General features: G+C 58.2%; 21 protein-coding genes. 16 read left to right on the forward strand and 5 right to left on the reverse strand.

All coding sequences use genetic code 11. The features are described from left to right. Positions 1-80: 80 nt before the first annotated feature. The 5 genes from ACYVKQ_RS20290 to rpsF all read right to left on the reverse strand — a co-directional run bounded on the left by ACYVKQ_RS20290 (position 81) and on the right by rpsF (position 5658). The gene (locus ACYVKQ_RS20290) at positions 81-2144 is read right to left on the reverse strand and encodes a thioredoxin domain-containing protein (protein ID WP_460677188.1); all 2064 of its coding nucleotides are present in this window, start codon (positions 2142-2144) and stop codon (positions 81-83) included. Positions 2145-2241: 97 nt separating this feature from the next. After that, positions 2242-4332, reverse strand: a complete 2091-nt coding sequence (locus ACYVKQ_RS20295) for a GSCFA domain-containing protein (RefSeq protein WP_460677189.1) — start codon at positions 4330-4332, stop codon at positions 2242-2244. 224 nt (positions 4333-4556) lie between these two features. Further along, complete coding sequence (gene rplI / locus ACYVKQ_RS20300) at positions 4557-5000, reverse strand: 50S ribosomal protein L9 (RefSeq protein WP_460677190.1); 444 nt, start codon at positions 4998-5000, stop codon at positions 4557-4559. 29 nt (positions 5001-5029) lie between these two features. Next, on the reverse strand, positions 5030-5281 hold the full coding sequence (gene rpsR / locus ACYVKQ_RS20305) for a 30S ribosomal protein S18 (RefSeq protein ID WP_059072510.1): 252 nt from the start codon (positions 5279-5281) through the stop codon (positions 5030-5032). Positions 5282-5283: 2 nt separating this feature from the next. After that, positions 5284-5658, reverse strand: coding sequence for a 30S ribosomal protein S6 (gene rpsF / locus ACYVKQ_RS20310; RefSeq protein WP_460677191.1), 375 nt, complete (start codon positions 5656-5658; stop codon positions 5284-5286). Between the two features lie 380 nt (positions 5659-6038). On the opposite strand from rpsF, the gene ACYVKQ_RS20315 reads away from it, so the two are divergent. The 16 genes from ACYVKQ_RS20315 (at position 6039) to ACYVKQ_RS20390 (ending at position 23229) form a co-directional block, all read left to right on the forward strand. After that, the gene (locus ACYVKQ_RS20315) at positions 6039-7385 is read left to right on the forward strand and encodes a cytochrome c3 family protein (RefSeq protein ID WP_460677192.1); all 1347 of its coding nucleotides are present in this window, start codon (positions 6039-6041) and stop codon (positions 7383-7385) included. 133 nt (positions 7386-7518) lie between these two features. Beyond that, on the forward strand, positions 7519-10587 hold the full coding sequence (locus ACYVKQ_RS20320; protein ID WP_460677193.1) for a TAT-variant-translocated molybdopterin oxidoreductase: 3069 nt from the start codon (positions 7519-7521) through the stop codon (positions 10585-10587). 28 nt (positions 10588-10615) lie between these two features. Then, positions 10616-12070, forward strand: coding sequence for an NrfD/PsrC family molybdoenzyme membrane anchor subunit (nrfD, locus tag ACYVKQ_RS20325; RefSeq protein WP_460677194.1), 1455 nt, complete (start codon positions 10616-10618; stop codon positions 12068-12070). Next, positions 12063-12587 (forward strand): DUF3341 domain-containing protein, encoded by a 525-nt coding sequence (locus ACYVKQ_RS20330; protein WP_460677195.1) that lies wholly within the window; start codon positions 12063-12065, stop codon positions 12585-12587. Before nrfD ends, ACYVKQ_RS20330 begins: the two co-directional genes overlap by 8 nt. After that, positions 12587-13309: a c-type cytochrome gene (locus ACYVKQ_RS20335; protein WP_460677196.1), complete on the forward strand. Its 723-nt coding sequence runs from the start codon at positions 12587-12589 to the stop codon at positions 13307-13309. The genes ACYVKQ_RS20330 and ACYVKQ_RS20335 overlap by 1 nt, the downstream gene beginning before the upstream one ends. A gap of 47 nt (positions 13310-13356) precedes the next feature. Then, positions 13357-14664: a quinol:cytochrome C oxidoreductase gene (locus ACYVKQ_RS20340; protein WP_460677197.1), complete on the forward strand. Its 1308-nt coding sequence runs from the start codon at positions 13357-13359 to the stop codon at positions 14662-14664. A gap of 43 nt (positions 14665-14707) precedes the next feature. Continuing rightward, positions 14708-15781: a cytochrome c oxidase subunit II gene (locus ACYVKQ_RS20345; RefSeq protein ID WP_460677198.1), complete on the forward strand. Its 1074-nt coding sequence runs from the start codon at positions 14708-14710 to the stop codon at positions 15779-15781. A 48-nt stretch (positions 15782-15829) separates the two neighbouring features. Then, on the forward strand, positions 15830-17665 hold the full coding sequence (locus tag ACYVKQ_RS20350; RefSeq protein WP_460677310.1) for a cytochrome c oxidase subunit I: 1836 nt from the start codon (positions 15830-15832) through the stop codon (positions 17663-17665). A 107-nt stretch (positions 17666-17772) separates the two neighbouring features. After that, the gene (locus ACYVKQ_RS20355) at positions 17773-18855 is read left to right on the forward strand and encodes a COX15/CtaA family protein (RefSeq protein WP_460677199.1); all 1083 of its coding nucleotides are present in this window, start codon (positions 17773-17775) and stop codon (positions 18853-18855) included. A 52-nt stretch (positions 18856-18907) separates the two neighbouring features. Next, positions 18908-19771, forward strand: a complete 864-nt coding sequence (gene cyoE / locus ACYVKQ_RS20360; protein WP_460677200.1) for a heme o synthase — start codon at positions 18908-18910, stop codon at positions 19769-19771. Positions 19772-19871: 100 nt separating this feature from the next. Further along, positions 19872-20459, forward strand: a complete 588-nt coding sequence (locus ACYVKQ_RS20365; protein ID WP_460677201.1) for a cytochrome c oxidase subunit 3 — start codon at positions 19872-19874, stop codon at positions 20457-20459. A 22-nt stretch (positions 20460-20481) separates the two neighbouring features. Further along, positions 20482-21249, forward strand: a complete 768-nt coding sequence (locus ACYVKQ_RS20370; protein WP_460677202.1) for a cytochrome c oxidase subunit 3 — start codon at positions 20482-20484, stop codon at positions 21247-21249. Positions 21250-21341: 92 nt separating this feature from the next. Next, positions 21342-21692 carry a cytochrome C oxidase subunit IV family protein gene (locus ACYVKQ_RS20375; RefSeq protein WP_460677203.1) on the forward strand — a complete coding sequence of 117 codons (351 nt, stop codon included), beginning with the start codon at positions 21342-21344 and terminating at the stop codon, positions 21690-21692. A 39-nt stretch (positions 21693-21731) separates the two neighbouring features. Beyond that, positions 21732-22370, forward strand: a complete 639-nt coding sequence (locus ACYVKQ_RS20380; RefSeq protein ID WP_460677204.1) for an SCO family protein — start codon at positions 21732-21734, stop codon at positions 22368-22370. Next, positions 22357-22920, forward strand: coding sequence for a DUF420 domain-containing protein (locus ACYVKQ_RS20385; protein WP_460677205.1), 564 nt, complete (start codon positions 22357-22359; stop codon positions 22918-22920). The genes ACYVKQ_RS20380 and ACYVKQ_RS20385 overlap by 14 nt, the downstream gene beginning before the upstream one ends. 51 nt (positions 22921-22971) lie before the next feature. After that, the gene (locus ACYVKQ_RS20390) at positions 22972-23229 is read left to right on the forward strand and encodes a hypothetical protein (protein WP_460677206.1); all 258 of its coding nucleotides are present in this window, start codon (positions 22972-22974) and stop codon (positions 23227-23229) included. Positions 23230-23367 lie beyond the last annotated feature (138 nt).

The following is a 23367-nucleotide window of genomic DNA, read 5'->3' on the forward strand; positions in this document are numbered from 1 at the left end:
GGTTCGACCAACTGGCAAAGATAACCAGATGGCTATGAGGCGATATTGCGGACTGCCAGCGGGTTGCGCCGACCGCAGAATTATTCCGGCAGCCCCGCGGCCTGAATCTGGACCAAAGCTTCGGCGGCACTGGTTACCGGCCGCTGGCAGGCGCGATTGTAGCACACGTACACGGTGGTTTCGCCGTTGCCGGCCCCGCGCTCCTGCAGCAGCGGTAGCTCGCTTCGGCTGGTAGTGCCCGTCAGCACGGCATTGGGCAGCAGGTGGCGGCTCAGCTGCTGCCGCAACGCCTCAGCCTCCGGACCCACGATAGCCACTTCGGCCAGGGGCGCCAGCAGGCTTAGGTAGAGCGAGGCCCAGCCTGCTAGGTGTTGCGGTTCTTGCACCGCCAGCTCCTGCGTGAGGGCCAGCATCGCGGCGGCCCGCTCGCGCCATTCGGGCACGTCCAGCAGCGTACCCAGGCGCAGCAGGTTGTGGGCCATGACGGAGTTGGAGCTGGGCACCACGTTGTCGAACAGCTCCTTCTTGCGGGCAATCAGCGTTTCGCCGGTAGCGTCGGTATAGAAAAAGTGCGCCTCGGTTGGGTCGGCGAAGTTGGTCAGCACGTACTGCGTCAGTTCCTGGGCGCGCTGCAGCCAGCGTTCCGCAAAGGTCACCTCGTAAAGTGCCGTGTAGGCGTCAATGAGCAGGGCGTAATCTTCCAGAAAAGCCGCAATGGTTGCGCGGCCGTGCTTGGTGGTGCGCCACAGGCCCCCCCCGGCCCGGCGCAGGTTGGCCTCGATAAACTCGGCGTTTTGCAGGGCCAGCTGCAGGTAATCGGGCAGGTGGAAAGCTCGGTACGCGTCGATGAGGCCGCGCAGCATCAGAGCGTTCCAGCCCGTAAGAATTTTGTCGTCGAGGCCGGGGCGGGTGCGTTGGCTGCGGTAGGCGAGAAGTTTCTGGCGCCAGCCCTGCACCAGCGCGGCCACCACACCCGGGCTTAGCTGATGCGCCTGCGCGAAATCCTGGTCGCTCTGGCGGCGATGCAGGATGTTGCGGCCGTGTTCCCAGTTGCCGACGGCAGTACAATTGTAATAGTCGGCGGCCAGCGGCGCCTCGGTGCCCAGGGCTTCGCGTAGTTCGTCCAGGGTGAATACGTAAAACTTGCCTTCTTCCCCTTCGCTGTCCGCGTCGAGGGAGGAGTAAAAGCCCCCTTCGGGGCTCAGCAGCTCGCGTCGGGCCCAATCCACCGTCTGGGCCACCACGTCGCGGTACAGCTCATTTTGGGTGAGTTGATAGGCTTCGGCGTAGAGGCTGAGCAGTTGCCCGTTGTCGTAGAGCATCTTTTCAAAGTGCGGCACCAGCCACTCCGCGTCCACAGAGTAGCGGGCAAAGCCACCGCCAATCTGGTCGTAGATGCCGCCCCAGGCCATTTCGCGCAGCGTCAGTTCGGTTTGATGCCGCGCCGCGTAGTTGTCAGTCAAGACGTGGGCCCGCAGCAGAAAGCGCCAGATGGCCGGCATAGGAAACTTCGGCGCTTTGCGCGTGCCGCCCCCTCGGGTGTCGAAGCGCTTCTCCAAGTTCAGCAGCAATTGCTGCAGCTGGCTTCGCGACCGACTCTGGGCGGCGGCCTGCACGCCGTATTTCTCCAGATCATTGGCTCGCAGCACCCGCGCAAAGTCTTCCGCCGACTTGTCCAGCGCGGGCCGGTGCTCCGCCGATGCGTAGGCATTGGAAACCTGTTGCAGCAGTTCAAACCAGTTGCGCGGGGGGAAGTACGTGCCCCCATAGAACGGCTTGGCCTCCGGCGTGAGAAACACGTTCAGCGGCCAGCCGCCGCCCAGCCCCATGGCCTGAATAGCGTCCATGTACACTTGGTCCACGTCGGGCCGCTCTTCCCGGTCCACCTTGATGCACACGAACCGCTCGTTCATGATGCGCGCAATTTGCTCGTGTTCGAAGGACTCTCGCTCCATCACGTGGCACCAGTGGCAGGCGGCGTACCCGATGCTGACGAGGATGGGTTTCTGCTCAGTGTGGGCTCGGCTGAGCGCCTCTTCGCCCCAGGGGTACCAGTCAACCGGATTGTGGGCGTGCTGGAGCAGGTAGGGGCTTGATTCGTGAATCAGGCGGTTAGACTGGGCGCCCGGGGCAGAAGAGGTCATGAGAAGGGCAGATTGACGGGTGATGCGCGCACAACGCAGGATTGTACGTGCCCCCTGGTAAAAACAGTAAACCCGGCCCCTGGGGGCCGGGTTGGAATTAGCTGTCGGCAGAAGTGTCGTCCGGCTTGCGGCGCGGCGGCCGGCTGCGGCGTTTAGGCGTTGCGGATGCTGCCGCGTCGGGCACTGGCGGCGCCGGCGCGGGTTCAGCTGCCGGGGCTGGTGCGGCGGGCTTGCGGCGGGGAGCACGCCGACGCGGCGCTGCTGGCGGCGCCGCAGTCTCGGTGACTGTCGGAGCAGCTTCCGGAGACGAATCAGCCACGGGAGCTGCCTCTGCCGACGACGTTGGCCCTGCTTCCGCAGCGGCTTCCAGGGTTTGCGTTACTTTATTCGCGGCCCGGCCACCCCGTGCCGGACGTCGGGTCGGGGCTTTAGGCGTTGGCTCGACGGCTGTCACCGGTTCCAAAGCGGGTGCTTCAATGGGCGGCAAAGCAGGCAGGGCCGGGGCATCAACTACTACTGCCGCAACGGCTTCCGCCGGCTCAACCGAAGTCAACGGCGAAGCAGGCTCGGCCGGGGCGCTGGACTCGGGAACCGGTACCTCAGCGGTGGCCGGCAGCTCCGGCGAAGCGGTTTGGGCTGCGTATAGGGCGGGCTTTTTGCGGTTGGGCCGGTTACGGCGCTTCGGACCCGGTACGGGCAGCGGTTCGTCAACCGCCGGCAGCTCCACCGGTGGTAGCGCCGTTGCACCCGGTTCCACAGACTCAAATACTGACTGCGGTGCTCCTTCGGGCAGTAGAGTAAGCGGCTCTGCCGCACGTTGGTCCACCGCTGGTGTTTCTTCCTCCCCTGTTTCAGTGGCATCCTCGCCGGCCACTGGCTCTTCACCAGCGGGGCGGTTGCCCTTCTTCTTATGCTTACGGCCCCCGCGCTTCCGCTTGCGGCGTTTGCCGCTGGTGCCTTCACCCGGCAACGCGGCTTCTGCTTCGTTGACCGGAGCCGCCTCTTCAGAATCGTACTCGTCCGTTTCGGCGTCAGCTTGTTCGGCCTCAGCCGAGAGGATATCTGCCCAGGTAGGCTCGGCCTTGGCGGGTACCGCCGCAGGCTCGATGAATGGCTTTGCGGGCTTGGGCACGGTGGCATCCTCGTAGCCAATGTCAATCCGCTCCTCATCGTCGCCTTCCTCCGGCTCCGCCGGTACGGGCAGCGCCGGTAGCGCGTCGAGGCGGTCCTGTACCTCGAGCAGTTCCAAACGAACGTCCACGCCCCTGCTTAGCAGGCGCTCCAGCCGCTTTTGCGTCTGCTCCAGAAACTCGCGGTGCTCGGGGGCGCCTTCGTGCAGCGGGCGGTGGTGCAGGGCACGCCGGATGCCGTCCCATTCCTGGGCAAACTGCCTGAAGCTGGCATCGAAGTAAGTGCCGGTAAACTTCTCCCACACGTACTGCTCGGCCACGTCCGACGGATGAATCATGTCGGCGGCGTAGAAGCGGTAGTCGCGCAGATCGTCCAGCTGCAGCTCGTAGGCTGGGAAGTACGACGCGCCAGGCAGCAGCTCGCTCAGGTAATGGCAGGCCACGCGCAGCACCGACTTGCTGACCGCATTCAGCGGCAGCGTGTCCTTGAGGTGGCGCACTGGGCTAACGGTCAGCACGAGCCGCAGCTTGGGATTCAGCTGGCGCAGCAGCGCGTAAGCCTCGGTCACGGCTGTCACGATTTCCTCGGCGGTGAGCAGCTCTTTCTCAAAGCGCTCAGCGGGGATCTTGTGACAATTGCTTACTACCTCGCCGGTGTCGCGCAGGCGGTAGCCGTAGGCCGTGCCCAACGTCCATATCAACACGTCGGCCGTGCGGATAAACTCAGCGGTGTCGCGCACCATTTGCTCGATGCACTCAAGCAGGGCAGGGGGGGAATCCGCCCCGACGGTAGCGTGCAGATCGAAGCTTTGCCAGCGGCCGCGGGCTTCCACCAAGTGCTGCTGCCAGTCGGTGTCTTCGCCGGCCACAGCCCGTAACAGGCGAGCCGCTGCGAGCGGATTGAACACGGTGCCAAACGGGTTTACCAGCGTCCGGATCTTGTGGCCGGCCAGCCGCTCCCCGATGACATCCGAAAAGCACGACCCGATAGTGAGAATGCGCGCTCCTTGGGAGAGCGGCTGCGCGGCAGGTCGGAGGGATAATTCAGTACGAAACATTAGCAAAAACAGTCCTGACGGCGGCAACCGGGAAGCCAACCTACGCAACGGCGAGCGGACGGCCAAACGAGGCGACGAGCGCGGCCCACAGGGGCCAGCGTCACCGGGTTGTACGGTTGCCGTGAAGCGGCGTATGCGCTTCCGCCTACGCAAGCTAAAGCTTACGCAACAAAAAAGCCCTGCCACGGGGGCAGGGCTTTTCAAAAGCATGCGTCGGCAGCCGATTATTCAGCTACTACGTTCACGCGGATTTTGTGCTTCACCTCGCGGTGCAGGTCGATGGAGGCAGTGAATTCGCCTACGGTCGACGGGTCCGAATCAAGGCTGATACGCTTGCGGTCAACGTCGAAGCCTTTGGCTTTCAGCGAATCGGCAATTTGCAGCGTGGTCACACGGCCGAAGATCTTGCCCGAATCACCCACCTTGGCGGGGATGTCGATGGTCAGGTCACCGATGCGGTCGGCCAGAGCCTGGGCATCACCTTTGATCTTATCAGCTTTGTGCGACGCCTGGCGTACGTTTTCAGCTACGATTTTCTTGTTGGTCTTGTCGGCCACTACGGCCAGACCCTGGGGCAGAAGGTAATTGCGGCCGTAGCCGGGCTTTACCTTCACGACGTCGTTCTTGTAGCCCAGGCCTTTTACGTCGTCTTTCAGGATAACTTCCATCTTGCGGAGTCGTCGTTAAGGGTAATGGACTATTTCAGCTGGTCAGCCACGTAGGGCATCAGGGCCAGATGACGGGCTTTTGCCACGGCCTGGGCCACTTTGCGCTGGAATTTCAGGCTGGTGCCCGTGATACGGCGGGGCAGAATGCGGCCCTGCTCGTTCACGAACTTCAGCAGGAAGTCCGGGTTTTTGTAGTCGACGTAGCGGATGCCGGCTTTCTTGAAGCGGCAGTACTTTTTGCGCTGCTCCTGCTTGTGGATGCGTTCGTTAGCGAGGCTCATCTTTACTGGGCTACGGCTTCGGTTTGTTTTGCTTTCTGCGAGTTCAGCTCACCCTTGCGGCGGCGCTCGTTGTAAGCCACGGCGTGCTTATCGAGTGCGGTGGTGAGGAAACGGATAACGCGCTCATCGCGACGGTATGCCAGTTCCAGCACGTCTACCAGGGTAGCCGGAGCAGTGAATTCCACCAGGTAGTAGTACCCGGTCGATTTTTTCTGAATCGGATAGGCAAGCTTGCGCAAGCCCCAGTTTTCCGTATTCAGGAGGTCGGCGCCATTTTCCTTAAGCACCTGCGTGAACTTCTCGATCGTCTCTTGCACCTGCGCGTCGTTGAGGACGGGCGTCAGGACGAAGACGGTCTCATAGTTTCTGTTAGCCATTGCGGAACAGAGAAAAAGTAAGTGAGACGATGAATGAGCCGGCAAAGGTAAGACTTTTCCTTACTGGCTCTGATGGTTGACGACAAATATTTTCTGGAATCAGTTCGGCAAGCTTCTGAATGTCAACCCGCAAACCTTCGTGCGCGTAGGCAGGTTAGCATGGTGATGGCAGCCAAACCTGTAGGAGCGCAGTTGGATGTTTTGGAGGCAGAAGCCGCATACCTATATATAATAAGGTGTGTCAGAGCTGTTTTTAGAATGGTTCTAAGTAGGCTGGATAGGCCGAAATTTAGGCACCCCCGGTTTGTTCTCTGGCGTTCGTGGGCTACATTTGTGGCCCTAAAGCACCCTGCTTTTACGTTTTTCCAGCACGTTTTGCAATGAGTAGCTACCGACTACGTCCTTTTTCACACTGGCTTCTCGCTCTGTTCCTGACGTTTACTGCTGTTGGCCAAGTGGCCGCGCAGGATGCCGCCACGGTGAGCAAGGAAGGTGTGGTGCCCGGTCAGACCGCCGCCGCCGCGCCTGCGGCCGCTGCCGGTGGTGCCGCGCCCGCCGGTGACGCCGCCGCCGTTGCGGCCGGCGACGCCCTTTTCAAAGGCAACTGCGCCCAGTGCCACGCCGTCAACGACGTAGTGGTAGGTCCGGCCCTGGCCGGGGTGGAGCAGCGCCGCCCTTTGCCCTGGCTCATCAAGTGGGTAAAGAACTCCAGCAAGATGGTAGCCAGCGGCGACGAGTACGCGGTGAAAATCTTCAACGAGTACCAGAAGCAGCAAATGCCCAGCTTTGCGCTGAGCGACGAGGAAATTACCTCGATTTTCGCTTGGGTTAAGTCGCAGGAAGGCGCTCCGGGTGCCGCTGGTACCCAGCAGGCCAATGGCGGCGGTGCCGATCAAGGCGCCCAAGCCAACCAGGGTGGTGCTGGCGCTGAGGATGCAGCTGGTGCCGGCAAGTACATCAACGTTGTACTGATCGTTCTGATTGTGGTCCTGATTGTGCTGGTGGTAACGCTGGTTATCATCGCCAATATCATGAAGGACGTGCTGCGGGGCCGCAAAGACCTTGACGGCCGCGACGTGGAAATCCTGGATCAAAAAACCGACTGGATGGGTATCCTGAAGTCGGGCTGGTTTAAAGGTACTGTAGCTACCCTGTTTGTGCTGGTGGTGCTTTACGAATCGATCCAAGGTATTATGGCGGTAGGCCTGGCCCAAGGCTACCAGCCCTCGCAGCCGATTGCCTTCTCACACAAGCTGCACGCCGGGGAACACCAGATCAACTGCGCATACTGCCACACCTCGGTGTACAAGAGCAAGTCGGCCAACATTCCGTCGGCTAACATCTGTATGAACTGCCACTCGCAGATCAAGACGACCTCGCCCGAGATTAAGAAGATCTACCGCGCTATCCAGCGTCAGCAGCCGATTCAGTGGGTGCGGGTACACAACCTGCCCGATCTGGCATATTTCAACCACGCACAGCACACGCAGGTGGGTGGCATCGAATGCCAGACCTGCCACGGCCCGATTCAGAACATGGATGTGGTGTACCAGTACTCGGCTCTGACCATGGGCTGGTGCATCAACTGCCACCGCGAGACGCCGCTGAACACCAAGGGCAACGGCTACTACGACAACCTCGTGAAGCTGCACGACGAGGCTAACGCTGGTGCTCCGTTCACCGTGTCGTCGAACGGCGGCACCGAATGCTCGAAGTGCCACTACTAATCGGTTGTTAGGAACGTCGGAGACGCTGGCCCGCCGGCGCCTCCCGTTCCACTTTCACGTCGAAACAGAGAAACACTTGGGCACTGACGGCCCGGCTACCGGCCCCGCACAGTCCCTAAGTTCCCATAAACACATGCAAGAGTCGCCTAAGTACTGGAAGGGAATCGAGGAGCTCGAAAACTCACCGGAGTTTTTGCACAGCGCCCTGAGCGAGTTCGGGACGTTGCCGGTGAAGGACAGCCACCCCTCGTCGGACGAGACGGTTGCGCCCCGCCGCGACTTCCTCAAGCTGATGGGCTTTGGTCTGGCTGCTGCTACGCTGGCAAGCTGCGAAGCTCCGGTGCGCAAAGCCATTCCGTACCTGAACAAGCCCGAAGAAATTGATCCGGGCATTGCCAACTTTTACGCTTCGACCTACTTCAACGGTCAGGACTATAACAGCGTGCTCGTCAAGACGCGTGAGGGTCGTCCGATTAAGGTAGAAGGCAACCCCGAGTCGCCGCTAACGCGTGGCGGGTTGTCGGCCCGCGGCCAGGCCTCGGTGCTGAGCCTTTACGACACGGCCCGTCTGCAGTCATTTGCCATTAACGGCAAGGCGGCCGACAAAGACCAGGTAGACCAGGAAATCCGCACCAAGCTAGCTTCGGCCGGACGCATTGCTATCGTGTCGCCTACGATCATCAGCCCGAGCACCAAGCGTGCCATTGCTGATTTCGCCGGCCGCTTCGGCAGCGTGGAGCACGTGATGTACGATGCCAACTCGGCTTCGGCCCTGCTGCGCGCTAACGGTGGTGTCGTACCGGGCTATGATTTCAGCAAGGCAACGGTCATCGTGAGCCTCGCCGCTGACTTCCTGGGCACCTGGATTTCACCCGTTGAGTACGCTTCGCAGTACATCGTGAACCGGAAAGTGTCGGCCGACAAGAAGAACATGTCGCGCCACTTCCAGTTCGAGACGAACATGTCGCTGACCGGCGCCAACGCCGACGTGCGGGCCGCCGTGAAGCCTTCGCAGCTCGGTCGCATCGCGCAGCAGCTGCACGACGCCGTGGTGGGTGGCACGCTGCCCGCCAAGCCGGCTGATAAGAAAGACATCCTCGGCAATGCGCTGTACAAAGCAGCGGCTGAGCTGAAAGCTGCCGGCAACGGCGGTCTGGTCGTGTCGGGCTCGAACGATGCCAATGTGCAGGCTCTGGTAGCCGCCATCAACGCTTCGCTCGGCACGGCTGCCATCAACGCGGCTGCTCCTTCGTACCTGCGCCAGGGCGACGATCAGCGCATGGCCAACTTCGTGAGCGGCATCAGCGGCTACGGCGCTGTCATCTTCTACCACGCCAACCCGGTATATGACCACCCCATGGGGGCGCAAATTGCCACGGCGCTGAAGAGCAAAGGCCTTGTCAGCATCTCGTTCAACGAGCGTGCCGACGAAACGACGGCCCTCTGCCAGTACCAGTGCCCCGACCACCACTGGATGGAGTCATGGAACGACTTTGAGCCGAAGCGCGGCTTCCTGAGCCTGTCGCAGCCGGTAATCACGCCGCTGTTCAAGACGCGCCAGGCGCAGGAAAGCCTGCTGACCTGGGCCGGCAACCCCAACACGTACTACAATTACCTGCGTAACAACTGGCGCGGCGTACTGGGAGGCAACTTCCAAGCTGGCTGGGATAAGGCTGTGCACGACGGCGTAGCTATTGGCTCGCTGCTGCCCGCTCCGGCTGCGCAGGTCGCGCCCGCTGGTCAGGCTGCGGCTCCGGCTCTTCAAGCTGGTGCCATCGAATTGGCTATCTACGAGAAAGTAGGTGTCGGCAACGGCATGGAAGCTAATAACCCCTGGCTACAGGAGTTGCCCGATCCGGTGTCGAAGGCTACCTGGGGCAACTACGTTACGGTGCCGCGCGCCATGGCCAAAGAAAAGGGCTGGGAGCAGGGCGACGTAGTGAAAGTAACGGCCAACGGCAAAACTGTTGAGCTGCCGGTGCTGATTCAGCCGGGCCAGGCTCAGGGTACTATCGGTATTGCACTGGGCTACGGCCGCACTAGCGCTGGCAAAGTCGCCGATAACGTAGGTGGCAGTGCTTTCCCGATGGTGCAGCTGGCCAACGGCTCGCTTGCTTACACGGCTTCGGCCACCATCGAGGCTACGAGTGCTAATCAGCCGATTGCGCAGACCCAGACCCACCACACCATCATGGACCGCAAGCCGGTGGTGCAGGAAGCAACGCTGGCTCAGTACATCGCCAACCCCAAAGAGGTAACCGAGTACGACAAGATCTCTACGCCGGAAGGTCTGGAGAAGCCCAGCAAGGTCTCGTTGTGGCAGGATTACGAGTACAAGAACCACCACTGGGCCATGGCCATCGACCTCAACTCGTGCATTGGCTGCGGCTCGTGCGTAGTGGGTTGCCAGGTGGAGAACAACGTGCCGGTGGTAGGCAAGCAGGAAGTAATCAACCGCCGCGAAATGCACTGGCTGCGTATCGACCGCTACTACAGCTCGGATACGCACAAGGATTCGTTTGAGACGGAAGGCAAACTGGCGACTTACGCCATGATGGAAGACCCTTCGGACAACCCGCAGGTTATCTTCCAGCCGATGCTCTGCCAGCACTGCAACCACGCTCCCTGCGAAACGGTATGCCCGGTACTGGCTACCACGCACAGCACGGAAGGTCTGAACCAGATGACCTACAACCGCTGCGTAGGCACCCGCTACTGCGCTAACAACTGCCCGTACAAAGTGCGTCGCTTCAACTGGTTCTCGTACTACTCCAACGAGAAGTTCGAAACCGTAAACGGCCACATGTTCACCGACTTGGGCCGCATGGTGCTGAACCCGGACGTGATGGTGCGTGCCCGCGGCGTAATCGAGAAGTGCTCGTTCTGCGTGCAGCGCATTCAGCTCGGCAAGCTCGAAGCCAAGAAGCAGAAGCGTCGTCCGCAGGATGGGGAAGTGGTAACGGCCTGCGCTCAGTCCTGCCCCACTCAGGCCATCGTCTTCGGCGACCTGAAAGATCCGAACTCGCGCGTAGCCCAAATCTGGCGCCGCGAGGATGGTGAGCGGGCCTTCAAGGTCCTCGACGCCATCAATACGCAGCCGAACATTACGTATCTGACCAAGATCCGTAACACCGAAGTGTCGAACTTCTTCGCTCCGGAGGTTGAGCACGCTGAGAAAAAGGCTGAGTCCCACAACGCCTAAGACATCCCCGAACCAATAAACCAACAATATGCAGCACGTTTCGCCTGTACGCATACCGCTCGTTACGAACGGTAAAACGTACCACGACGTCACCGAGGACGTGTGCCGCCAGGTGGAGGCCAAGCCGAACATCCGCTGGATGGCCGCCTTGAGCGTCGCCCTGTTTTTCCTGGGTGTATTTCTTTACTCCGTGTACCGCACGCTGTGGTACGGCATCGGGGAGTGGGGTCTGAACAAAACGGTGGACTGGGCCTGGGACATCACTAACTTCGTGTGGTGGGTAGGCATCGGCCACGCTGGTACGCTCATCTCGGCCGTGCTGCTGCTGTTCCGCCAGAAGTGGCGCACCTCCATCAACCGCGCCGCCGAGGCTATGACCATCTTTGCCGTGATCTGCGCGGCCATGTTCCCGGTACTGCACATGGGCCGTCCGTGGCTTGCTTTCTGGGTACTGCCGCTGCAAAACACGTACGGTTCGCTGTGGGCAAACTTCAATTCGCCCTTGCTGTGGGACGTGTTTGCCATTTCGACCTACTTCTCCGTGTCGCTGGTATTCTGGTACACGGGTCTGGTACCGGACTTCGCTACCATCCGCGACCGGGCTAAAGGTCCCATCGCCCGCCGCGCCTACGCACTGCTGAGCTTCGGCTGGAAAGGCGGTGCCAAGCACTGGTCGCGCTACGAGACTGTGTCGTTGATCCTGGCTGGTGTTTCGACTCCACTGGTACTCTCGGTGCACACCATTGTATCGATGGACTTTGCTACCTCGGTGGTACCAGGTTGGCACACCACCATCTTCCCGCCCTACTTCGTAGCCGGAGCTATCTTCTCTGGCTTCGCGATGGTGCTGACCTTGATGCTCATCACCCGCGTAGTATTCAAGCTGGAAGACTACATCACGCTCGAGCACATCGCGCTGATGAATAAGATCATGATGATTACGGGCTCCATTGTAGGTGTCGCTTACATCACGGAGTTCTTTATCGCCTGGTACTCGCAGGTAGAGTTTGAGCAGTACGCCTTCATCAACCGGGCCACGGGCCCCTACTGGTGGGCTTACTGGTCGATGATGACCTGCAACGTGATTTCGCCGCAGCTGGTATGGATCCGTCGCATCCGCTACTCGATTCCCGCCACGTTCATCCTGTCGATCATCGTCAACATCGGTATGTGGTTCGAGCGCTTCGTGATTATCGTCACTTCGCTGCACCGCGACTACCTGCCCTCAAGCTGGGCCATGTTCTCGCCTTCGATCATCGACATCGGCATCTACGTGGGCACGCTGGGCCTCTTTTTCACCCTGTTCCTGCTCTTCGCCAAGTTCTTCCCCGTCATCAACATGGCCGAGGTTAAGTCGGTCCTGAAATACGGTGTCGACAACGGCCCGACCTATGGCGGCCCCAACACGGGTGCCCAACAGTCGGCCCTGCGTTCCACCGGTGCTCCTGCCTCCGCCCCCGTAAACTTCAACAAGCATGACTAAGCGTTACGCGCTCGGCATCTTCGAGGACGAAGACGTGCTCCTGCACGCCATTGAAAACGTCCGTGCTGCCGGCGTAAAAATCTACGACGTTTTCTCGCCCTACCCGGTGCACGGCATCGACGACGCCCTGGGTATCGAACGCTCCCGTCTGCCGATTGCCGCCTTCTTCTATGGGCTGTGCGGCCTGTCGTTTGCGCTGTGGATGCAGATCTACATGCTGGGCTTCGACTGGCCGATGATTATCGGTGGTAAACCGCATATCGGTCTACCCGCGTTCATCCCGGTTTCCTTCGAATTGACGGTACTGTTCTGCTGCCACGGCATGGTCATTACCTTCTACACCATCAGCGGGCTCTATCCCCGCATGAAGGTTCCGGTAATGGACGTGCGCTCCACGGACGACAAGTTCGTCATGGCTATTGAGCTGAAGGAAGACACGGACATGGGCAACCTGACGCAGCTGCTCCGCTCGAACGGTGCTTCCGAAGTGAACGAGAAAGAAATGACCAAAGAATAATGACGCACTCTTTTAAATACGGCGTCCAGGCTTCGGCCATTCTGTTTGCTTCGGTGCTGACTACGGCCTGTAACGACGCAAACGACCCCGGTCTGGAATACGCGCCGCAGATGTACGAGTCGCTCCCGTACGACCCGCTGCGCCAAGTTGATGCCAATACGGTTAACCCAATGGGCATTAATGAGCGCACTCCTGCCATTGGCACAGTACCACGTGGTAAGATTAATTATTTCAACCACATTGGTAAAGATAGCGTTGGCATTGCGGAGCGAGTACTCCGTAATCCCGTACGTTACACCCAAGCCAATCTGGAAGAAGGCAAAGTACTTTACACCCGCGCCTGCCAGCACTGTCACGGCGAACAAGGCGATGGTCAAGGCCCAGTAGGGGTGAAGTTCAAGGGCGTGCCCAACTATGCCACGGGTGCTTACGCCACCATGAACGATGGACACATCTACCACGTCATCCAATGGGGCAAAGGCCGCATGATGCCGCACGGCTCTATCGTAAATCCCGAGGAACGTTGGAAAATTGCTATGTACGTTCGCGTGCTACAGAAGGGCAAAGGCCCCGATGGCATGAGCGAACTGGTACAGGATGAACTGACTCCCACCCAGAAAACCAATCCCGAAACTCAGGCTCCCTACGGTCAGGCACAAGCTGGCAAAGGCTCGGAAACCCCGGGTCAGGGCGACGAAGCTCGTAACGGCACGGCTCAGTAATTATGGCAGCAACGCATCATCATCATGAACCCATTACGGCTGAGTTCTTGGAGCTGTCCGCTTCGGCTCGCCGTCGGTTCATCCTGTTCATCGTCGCCGGGGTCGTGCTCATGGCCGTCGGTCTGATCATGGCCGCTTGGAACATCGGCGGTCATCACGAAGTAGCCGGTGCCGCTCACGGGGCCACAGCTGAGCACGGCGCAGGAGCCGGAGCTTCGGCTCATGGTACGGAGCACGCGCCCATTTGGCTGCGTCGCTTATTGGCCTCGCTGTGGCAGAGCAACGTGTTTTTCCTCGGCGTCTCGGCCGTAGGTACAGTATTCGTAGCGATTTTCACAGTTGCCTACGCCGGCTGGTGGATCATGGTCCGCCGCATTGCCGAAGCCTTCAGCGCCTGGGTTTTGCCCGGTGGTATCATTCTGCTGGCCGTTTTCCTGGCCAGCGACCTGTTGGGTGGTGGGCATAACCTACTCTTCCACTGGCGTACCGAAGGCATCATGGAGCCGGGTCACCCGAACTACGATGCCATTATTGCCGGTAAGGCTGGCTTCCTGAATCTGGGCTTCTACGTGGCTCGCATGGTGATTTTCATTGCCATCTGGTGGTTCTTCTCGAAGCGTCTACGCGACCTTTCGCTGCAGGAAGACCAAATTGGAGGCACCGGTTTCTGGGATAAGAGCATCAACGTATCGGCCATGTTCCTCGTGCTCTACGCAGTGACTTCTTCGATGTCGGCCTGGGATTGGGTGATGTCGATTGACACGCACTGGTTCTCGACCATGTTCGGATGGTATGTCTTTGCTTCTTGGTGGGTATCGGGCATTGCTGGCATCCTGCTGACGGCCATCTACCTGAAGCAAGCTGGTTACCTGCGTTTTCTCAACGCCAACCATCTGCACGACCTGGGCAAGCTAATGTTCGGCTTCAGCATCTTCTGGACCTATGTGTGGTTTTCGCAGTTCATGCTGATCTGGTACGCCAACTTGCCGGAAGAAGCAGTGTACTTCAACCAGCGCCTCGGCGGTTTCGATGGTAAGTACACTTGGTTATTCTTTTTCAACCTGATCATCAACTTTGCCTTCCCCTTCCTTGTTCTGATGACGCGTGACGCCAAGCGTCAGATCATCATGCTCAAGATCGTGGCAACAGCAATTTTGATCGGCCACTGGCTGGATTTCTACATGATGATTATGCCCGGAACGCTTCAGGGCGACAGCGGGTTTATCATTGAAATTGGTACTGGCCTTGTGTTCTTGGGCGGCTTCTTGCTGCTGATGACTAAGCGTCTTTCGCAAGCCTCTCTGGTACCGGTAAATCACCCCTTCGTAGAGGAAAGCGTGCATCACACCACGTAAGCCTCGCGCTGTTCGGACGACTGACTTTCACAACGTACAACTAATGATTGCTCTCGGTATCCTACTGGCGCTGGTGCTACTGCTGGTCGTGTTCGGCCTCCTGTTCCGGCTCCAGATTCTCACCTCCATTTTCTCGGGTAGCTACGTCCGTCAGGTCGGGCTCAGCAATCGGGTAAATGCCATTCTGATGTTGGTGTTCCTAGTGGTAGGCGGCGCTGCTTTTGCCTACTCTTTCGTCGCCAACTTCGACAAGATGAACCCGCCGATTGCGTCGGTACACGGTCTTCACACGGAGAGACTGTTCTGGATTACGATGATTGTAATTGGCATCGTGTTCGTGCTGACGCAAGTGGCCCTTTTCGTGTACTCTTACAAGTACCAGTACCGCGAAGGCCGTCGTGCATTCTTCTATTCGCACAACAACAAAATTGAAGTCATCTGGACGGTAATTCCGGCCATTGTGATGTCGGGTTTGATCTTTGGCGGCTGGAAAGAATGGACCAACATTATGGGTCCGGCTCCGAAGGAAGCGGTTGAGCTCGAAATCATGGGCAAACAGTTCAACTTCTTGGTGCGCTACCCTGGCCGCGATGAGAAACTGGGCCGCATCAACTTCCGCCTGATCGATGCTACCAACGAGTTCGGGTTCGATCTTAATGACGAGAAGGGACTCGACGACTTTACAGCTGGCGAAGTGCACGTACCGAAAGGGGTGCCAGTGCTGATGCACATTCGTTCGCGCGATGTGTTGCACGCTGTTTACGCTCCGCACTTCCGAGTGCAGATGTACGCCGTGCCGGGCATGCCAACGAAGTTCTGGTTTATTCCAACCAAGACGACCGACGAAATGCGCGCGCAAACCGGCAACCCGAACTTCAACTACGAAATTGCCTGTAACCAGATCTGCGGCCGTGGCCACTTCGCTATGAAGGCCACCATCATTGTGGACGAGCCGGACGACTACGTAGCTTGGTATGCCCAGCAGAAGTCGTTCTCAGAGCAAAACCCGGACGTACTGGCTGCCTTCAAAAACAAGAAGGTGCAGGCTCCGGTTGAAGAAGCACCGGCCGCGGCTGCGGTAGTGCCGGCAACGGAAACGGCGAAGGCCGCCCTGTAACGAGTAACTTTAAAGCACGCTTCTCTGATGGCTGCATCTAATATTCCGATGGGCTCGTCGCCTACCAGCGCGCCGCACATCCAGCACCATGTCGCTGGCGACCACCACGACGAGCACGACCACCACGATCAGCACTGGCTGTTTAAGTACGTATTCAGCCAAGACCACAAATGGATTGCCAAGCAATTCCTGATTTCGGGTATTGTGTGGGCTTTCATCGGTGCGACGCTCTCGACGCTGTTCCGTATTCAGCTTGGCTGGCCCGATGCTCAACTCACGTGGTTGGAGCCTTTGCTTGGCCGCTGGGTTGAGGGCGGTAAGCTCAACCCGGAGTTCTACCTGGCCCTTGTAACCATGCACGGCACCATCATGGTGTTCTTCGTGCTGACGGCAGGTTTGTCGGGAACGTTCTCCAACTTCCTGATTCCGTTGCAGGTCGGTGCCCGCGACATGGCATCGGGTTTCATGAACATGCTTTCCTTCTGGTTCTTTTTCGTAGCCGGGATTGTAATGTTTGTTTCGCTGTTCTTGGAAACCGGACCGGCATCTGCTGGCTGGACTATCTACCCTCCGCTGTCGGCGCTGCCGCAGGCTATTCCGGGTTCGGGTGCTGGTCAGACGCTGTGGCTGGTATCGATGGCCCTCTTCATTGTGTCGCAGCTGCTAGGTGGCGTAAACTACATCACCACCGTTATCAACCTGCGTACGGCCGGTATGTCGATGGCCAAGCTGCCCCTGACGATCTGGTCGTTCTTCCTGACGGCTATCCTGGGTCTGCTCTCGTTCCCGGTACTGTTCTCGGCCGCTCTGCTGTTGATTTTTGACCGCTCGTTCGGCACCTCGTTCTTCCTGTCGGATATTTACATTGGTGGGGAAGCCCTGAACCACGTTGGTGGTTCGCCCATCCTGTTCCAGCACTTGTTCTGGTTCTTGGGTCACCCGGAGGTGTACATCGTAATCATGCCCGCCATGGGTATCGTGTCTGAAGTACTGGCCACGAACGCCCGCAAGCCGATCTTCGGCTACCGCGCCATGATCGGTTCGCTGATCGGCATCTCGCTTCTCTCGTTTGTCGTGTGGGCTCACCACATGTTCGTAACGGGTATGAACCCCTTCCTTGGGTCGGTGTTTATGTTCCTGACACTGATTATTGCGGTACCGTCGGCTGTAAAAACCTTTAACTGGCTGGCTACGCTGTGGCGCGGCAACATTCGCTTCACTTCGGCAATGCTGTTCGCCATCGGCTTCGTGTCGCTGTTCGTTTCGGGTGGCTTGACTGGTATTATCCTCGGCAATGCTGCGCTGGACATCCAGATGCACAACACCTACTTCGTGGTAGCTCACTTCCACTTGGTGATGGGTTCGTCGGCATTCTTCGGCATGTTTGCGGGGGTATACCACTGGTTCCCGAAGATGTTTGGCCGCATGATGGATGAAAAGCTGGGCTACGTGCACTTCTGGCTGACCATTCTGGCAGCATACCTGGTGTTCCTGCCGATGCACTACGTTGGTATTGCCGGTTTCCCCCGTCGTTACTACGCTTACACGGCTTACGAGACGTTCAACCAGTTCGGTGACCTGAATACGTTCATCTCGATTGCCGCCATCATGGCGTTCTTCGCCCAGTTCATCTTCCTCTTCAATTTCGTGTACAGCATTTTCCGCGGTCGTCGTGCCACGGAAAACCCCTGGAACTCGAACACGCTGGAGTGGACGACTCCGGTAGAGCCGGGTCACGGCAACTGGCCCGGTGCTATTCCGGCAGTATACCGCTGGCCGTACGATTACAGCAAGCCGGGTGCGCCGGAGGATTTCATTCCCCAGCACATTCCCTACTCACAGACTGTATCGTCTAACCTGCCATACGAGAAAGAAATGGAATAGTCCTAACAGGATTATTCAACGAGAAGGAGACCCAAAAAAGGGCCTCCTTCTTCTTTTTCAATGGTTTCCGTTTGACCTTTGCAATGCGAACTGCTGTTACTTTTCTGATGAAAACACCTGCTTTTGTCCGACGTTTTCGGGTCGTTGCGACCTTAACGGTAGTGGCCGTTTACGTGCTGATTCTGGTTGGGGGAATAGTACGTAGTACCGGCTCTGGAATGGGCTGCCCTGACTGGCCCAAGTGCTTTGGTCAGTGGGTTCCGCCCACGCACATCAGTGAGTTGCCGCCGGACTACAAAGAGGTTTACACGGCACAGCGCGTAGCCAAAAACGAACGGTTGGCTAAAACCCTAAGTCAGTTTGGTTTTGCTGAGGTAGCTGCTGACATATTCGCACATCCTACTCAATATTTGGAAACCGACTTCAACGCGACTAAAACGTGGATCGAATACGTCAACCGTTTAGTTGGAGCGTTGATTGGGGTTTTCATTTTCGCTACGGTGATTGTCGCGTGGCCGTATCGGCGCCATGACCCACTGGTATTCTGGCTTTCGGTTCTGAGCTTTATCACGGTGGCGGTGCAGGGGTGGCTTGGCTCGCTCGTGGTGTCGACCAACCTGCTGCCAGTCATGGTAACCATCCACATGAGTCTGGCTTTGGTGCTGGTCGCGTTACTTATCTGGGCCTTGGTCCGAGCTGATCAGCGCCGACAGGCGTGGCAAGCTCCGCAGCCCCTCGAGGCGGGACTTACGCTGGGGCTGGTAAGCATCGTGGGGCTGACGTTTGTGCAAACTGTGCTGGGCACGCAGGTACGCGAAGAAATTGACATGGTCGCTTTCGGTTTAAACTACCTCCACCGGGAACACTGGGTGGAGCAGTTGGGAGGAGTATTCAAAGTACACCGTACGTTCTCGGCCTTGCTGCTGCTGGTAAACCTTTACGTGAGCCTAAAGCTGTATCAAACCAACGTTCCTAAGCTGGCTACACTTGCAACCAGCATTATGGTTGTAATTGGACTGGAAATCCTGGCCGGAATTGGATTGGCTTACTTTGCCATGCCCGCCGCTATGCAGCCGGTGCATCTCACCTTGGGCACGCTGCTGTTTGGTGTGCAGTTTTTGACGCTGGTTCGCTATCGGCAGGCGGTAAAAGCCAGCCGCACAGCCGGGTTTCCGGCCGTTGTTGCGTAACTTTGCGGCCCGTTTCGGAGCCGAATGGCCGGCTTGATTGTTTTTGCTGCTGATGACCAAGGCCAGGGCCTATTTCCAATTACTCAAGTTCCGGCTGTCGCTGACGGTGGCGTTTTCGGCGGCTATCGGCTATATGCTGGGCCAGCACGAATTTGCCTGGCGCCACCACTGGTCGGAAGCGCTACTGGTAATGCTGGGCGGTTTGCTCGTGACGGGCTCGGCCAACACCATCAACCAGATCTACGAGAAAGACCTCGATAAGCTGATGAAACGCACCGCCAAGCGGCCGTTGCCGCAAGGGGTGCTGTCGGTTACCGAAGGGTGGGTGTTCGTGTTCGTGACGGGCTTGGCAGGCCTGCTGCTGCTGGGCCTATGGTTCAACCTGCTGACGGCGGCCATTTCGTTGCTGTCGCTGATTCTGTACGGGTTTATCTACACGCCGCTTAAGCGCATTTCGCCGATCTGCGTGGCGGTGGGAGCCATTCCGGGCGGGCTGCCGCCCATGATTGGTTGGGTAGCCGCTACGGGCATGCTTACGGTCGAAGCCTGGATACTATTTGGCATTCAGTTCATGTGGCAGTTTCCGCACTTCTGGGCCATTGCTTGGGTGCTGGACGAGGACTATCACAAGGCTGGCTTTAAAATGCTGCCCACGGCGGGCGGGCGCGACCTGCGGACGGCTTTTCAGATCATGACCTACACGCTGATTCTGATTCCGCTGAGTCTGCTGCCGTTTTACTTTGGCATGACCAGTACCGTCTACCCGATGGTGGCAGCAATCTGCGGCGTTTTGTTTCTGATGCAGACCTTTTACCTGATGCGCACTGTTAGTAAGAAAGCAGCAATGAGCATCATGTTTGGCTCTTTTCTGTACCTGCCGATCGTGCAGATAGCCTTGGTCCTCGACAAACTGTAATCCAACAGCTGAGTTGTTGAAAAGGCTAGGTGGCGGGTGTTCTGCCCAAGAGCGGCCGGCCATGTTACCAAACCACATCTACGCAATCAACATAACTGCCATGCATCCTTCCGAGTCTTTGAACAACAAGCAGGTCGCCCTGGGCATCCACCCGCTGCGTTTTCTGCTCTGGCTGATGATCATCAGCATCACGATGATGTTTGCCGCTTTCACGAGTGCTTACATTGTACGCCGGGGCGAGGGCAACTGGCTGGAGTTTGACCTGCCAACCGGGTTGCTTATCAACTCTCTTATCATTTTGGCCAGCAGCGCCACCGTACAATGGGCGTGGTTTGCAGCCAAGCGCGACGAACTGGCGCGCATGAAAACGGCCCTGATCATCACCTTCGTGTTAGGCATTGCCTTCTTGGCTGGGCAGTGGCAGGTGTGGGGTGAGCTGGTGCAAAACAAGATTTTCTTCGGCGGCGCCGACAGCAATCCAGCCGGCTCGTTCGTATACGTGCTGACCGGCGTGCACGGCTTTCACTTGGTTACCGGCCTGATCTTCCTGCTGATACTCCTGCTTAAGGCCTTTCGCTACAAAATCCACTCGCGCCAGATGATGGCTATGACCAACGGTACGATCTACTGGCACTTCCTCGGGGGGCTTTGGTTGTACTTGTATTTGTTCCTACTTTTGAACAACTGATTTCGCCTTTTTTCCGCTCCTTATGGCCAACCCGACCACGACGCTGCAGAACTCGGCGTCCTACGAAGCACCGCGCAGCGGCACCTGGGACGGCGGTAACGAACCCTTCAAGGTCAGCTATGGTAAGCTGATGATGTGGTTCTTTCTGCTGTCGGATGCTTTCACCTTCGCAGCGTTCCTGACCACCTACGGCATGGTGCGTCACCGCCACCTTGCCTACACCGGCGACGCGAAAGACTTCTTCTTCAGCCAGGCGCACTGGCCAATTCCGGAGAAAGTGTTCAACGCCTTCCCCGGCCTGCACGGGCTGGACATCCCGCTGGCCTTCGTGGCCCTGATGACGATGATCCTGATTGTGTCGTCGGTAACGATGGTACTGGCCGTAGAAGCTGGCCACCGTATGGATAAGGACGACGTGCAGAAATGGCTGCTCTGGACCTTGCTGTTCGGAGCCATGTTCCTGGGTTGCCAAGCTTGGGAATGGACCCACTTCATCAACGGTTCGGATAACGGACTGAAGATGGCGGATGGTTCGACGGTTTTCGGCGCCAACTTACAGGTAAATGAATACGGGCCGGTGCTTTTCGCAGACCTGTTCTTCTTTATCACGGGTTTCCACGGTACCCACGTATTCTCGGGTCTTTGCCTGCTCACGTGGGCGTTCATCGCCACCACCAACGGCACCTTCCACAAGCGGGGCCACTACGAAATGGTTGAGAAAATTGGCCTGTACTGGCACTTTGTAGACCTCGTGTGGGTGTTCGTTTTCACCTTCTTCTACCTGATTTAATTGCTAAATGATCTGATGGCTAAGTGGCCGATCGTTCTGACAAGCAGAACCATCAACCATTTAGCCATCGGGTTATATAACCATTCAACGAAATGGCTCACCACGCTCCCGAACACGATTACAACGCCGAAGGCCACGCCGTACACGGCAAGGCAAACGTGAAGCCCATCCTGAAGGCTTTGGCCTGGATCGTGGGTATCACGGCGTTTGAATTTTTGCTGGCCTTCACCATGGATGCCGGCACGCTGCGCAACAGCATCTTCATCATTCTGACCATCTTCAAGGCCTTCTTCATCGTGGCCGAATTCATGCACCTGCGGCATGAGACCAAAGGCCTGATCTGGTCAATCCTGGTGCCGATGGCCCTGCTTATCTGGCTGCTGGTCGCTTTGATTGCCGAAGGTAGCTTCGTGGGCGAAGCCATCTTCGGCACAGCCAAGTAAGGAATGAGGCCCCAGCAAGTTCTGATTCTGGGCCTCCTTTTGCTCGCACCGGTACTGGCTTTCCTGTTCCTGTTTCGTTTCGGGACCAACCATTTCGCGCTGCCTACTTACTATCCCGACCGTGTGGACTCCACGCAGGTAGGGGGGGAGTGGCAGCGCGATACGGTTTTTCACCGGGTAGGTAATTTCCGGTTGCAAAACCAGAACGGACAATGGCTGACGCAGCGCGAGTTGGCAAGAGGCGTATACGTGGCAAGCTTCTTCTTTACGACCTGCCCGCAGGTATGCCCAAGGCTGAACACGCAGCTGCAGCGGGTGCAGGAAAAGTTTCGCAAAGAGCCCCGGGTAAAGCTCGTTTCCTACTCCGTCGATCCGCAGCACGATTCCGTGGCGGTGCTGGCGCGTTATGCCGAGCAGTACGGGGCTATGGCTGGCAAATGGAACTTCCTCACCGGTCCCAAAGACAGCATCAACCGTCTGGCCCTGGAGGAATACAAAGTTGCTACGCCCGGCCCGGCCATGATTGCCGGCACGCCGGGGCTGGTGCACAGCCAGCGCCTGGTTTTGGTGGACCGCGACAAACACATCCGCGGCATGTACGACGGGCTTAACCCGAAGGAAATTGATCGGCTGATGACCGAAATTCGCATTCTGCTTTACACTTATGACCACGAATAACCCTGGTTTGCCGACCAGCCCCGCAACGCCGCGCGGGTACAAAGTGGCAATGCTGGCCCTGGGAGCCATCATTCCGTTAGCTGTGGCGGTGCTCTACTACTTCCCGCAACTGTTCCGAGTCGAAGGGGCGGATGTAAGCTTTCTGCCCGGCGTCAATGCCGGGCTGAACTCACTGACGGCGCTTTGCCTCGTACTGGGCTACTATTTCATTCGGAACAAGGACGTGGCCAAGCACCGCGCCATGATGGGAACGGCGTTTCTGCTGGGCTCCATTTTCCTGGTGTCGTACGTGGTGTACCACTCCCAAACGGAAACGACGCGCTTTGGGGGCGAGGGGCTGATTCGTGGCATCTACTACTTCCTGCTGCTGACGCACATCGTACTGGCCGCGGTGACCGTCGGGCTGGTGCTGTTTACGCTGTACTTTGCCCTGACCAATCAGTTTCATAAGCACCGGCGCATTGCCCGCTGGACCTTTCCCATCTGGCTGTACGTTTCCGTAACAGGCGTCATCGTGTACTTCATGATTTCGCCGTATTACACGCATTAAGCTTACCGGGCCCGGACCGGAACTCTGCTGACCTGAAGCTGTTGAAAGAATATGAAAAAGCTACTGACCACCCTGCTGCCGCTGTTGTTTGTGCTGGTGCTGAACCTGGCGCCGCGCCATGGCCAAGCCCAGTGCACGTTGTGCAAAACCAACGTAGAGGCCTCGCGCACTGAAAAGGACGGCTACGACATTTCGGGACTGAACAAGGGCATTCTGTACATGATGGCGGCTCCCTACGTGATGGGCGGCTTGGTCGCTTTTTTCTGGTACCGCAACGTGCGCCGCAACCGGCAGCAGTCTGCTTCCTAATGCCAGCAGGGGCGCCTGAATCGGGAACGTTGGCGCAGCTGCAGTTGCGCTGTCCGCGCTGCCATGCGGAGCCGTTGTTCACGCCCAGGGCGTTCAGCATTACCAAGTTCGACGCTGTGCCCAAGTCTTGCCCGGCGT

The organism is Hymenobacter coalescens, from assembly GCF_054783195.1.

Excerpts from the sequence above, each read along its gene's own strand:
- ACYVKQ_RS20290 (WP_460677188.1), bottom strand. The coding sequence starts at position 2,144 with ATGACCTCTTCTGCCCCGGGCGCCCAGTCTAACCGCCTGATTCACGAA.
- ACYVKQ_RS20295 (WP_460677189.1), bottom strand. The coding sequence starts at position 4,332 with ATGTTTCGTACTGAATTATCCCTCCGACCTGCCGCGCAGCCGCTCTCC.
- rplI (WP_460677190.1), bottom strand. The coding sequence starts at position 5,000 with ATGGAAGTTATCCTGAAAGACGACGTAAAAGGCCTGGGCTACAAGAAC.
- rpsR (WP_059072510.1), bottom strand. The coding sequence starts at position 5,281 with ATGAGCCTCGCTAACGAACGCATCCACAAGCAGGAGCAGCGCAAAAAG.
- rpsF (WP_460677191.1), bottom strand. The coding sequence starts at position 5,658 with ATGGCTAACAGAAACTATGAGACCGTCTTCGTCCTGACGCCCGTCCTC.
- ACYVKQ_RS20315 (WP_460677192.1), top strand. The coding sequence starts at position 6,039 with ATGAGTAGCTACCGACTACGTCCTTTTTCACACTGGCTTCTCGCTCTG.
- ACYVKQ_RS20320 (WP_460677193.1), top strand. The coding sequence starts at position 7,519 with ATGCAAGAGTCGCCTAAGTACTGGAAGGGAATCGAGGAGCTCGAAAAC.
- nrfD (WP_460677194.1), top strand. The coding sequence starts at position 10,616 with ATGCAGCACGTTTCGCCTGTACGCATACCGCTCGTTACGAACGGTAAA.
- ACYVKQ_RS20330 (WP_460677195.1), top strand. The coding sequence starts at position 12,063 with ATGACTAAGCGTTACGCGCTCGGCATCTTCGAGGACGAAGACGTGCTC.
- ACYVKQ_RS20335 (WP_460677196.1), top strand. The coding sequence starts at position 12,587 with ATGACGCACTCTTTTAAATACGGCGTCCAGGCTTCGGCCATTCTGTTT.
- ACYVKQ_RS20345 (WP_460677198.1), top strand. The coding sequence starts at position 14,708 with ATGATTGCTCTCGGTATCCTACTGGCGCTGGTGCTACTGCTGGTCGTG.
- ACYVKQ_RS20350 (WP_460677310.1), top strand. The coding sequence starts at position 15,830 with ATGGGCTCGTCGCCTACCAGCGCGCCGCACATCCAGCACCATGTCGCT.
- ACYVKQ_RS20355 (WP_460677199.1), top strand. The coding sequence starts at position 17,773 with ATGAAAACACCTGCTTTTGTCCGACGTTTTCGGGTCGTTGCGACCTTA.
- cyoE (WP_460677200.1), top strand. The coding sequence starts at position 18,908 with ATGACCAAGGCCAGGGCCTATTTCCAATTACTCAAGTTCCGGCTGTCG.
- ACYVKQ_RS20365 (WP_460677201.1), top strand. The coding sequence starts at position 19,872 with ATGCATCCTTCCGAGTCTTTGAACAACAAGCAGGTCGCCCTGGGCATC.
- ACYVKQ_RS20370 (WP_460677202.1), top strand. The coding sequence starts at position 20,482 with ATGGCCAACCCGACCACGACGCTGCAGAACTCGGCGTCCTACGAAGCA.
- ACYVKQ_RS20375 (WP_460677203.1), top strand. The coding sequence starts at position 21,342 with ATGGCTCACCACGCTCCCGAACACGATTACAACGCCGAAGGCCACGCC.
- ACYVKQ_RS20385 (WP_460677205.1), top strand. The coding sequence starts at position 22,357 with ATGACCACGAATAACCCTGGTTTGCCGACCAGCCCCGCAACGCCGCGC.
- ACYVKQ_RS20390 (WP_460677206.1), top strand. The coding sequence starts at position 22,972 with ATGAAAAAGCTACTGACCACCCTGCTGCCGCTGTTGTTTGTGCTGGTG.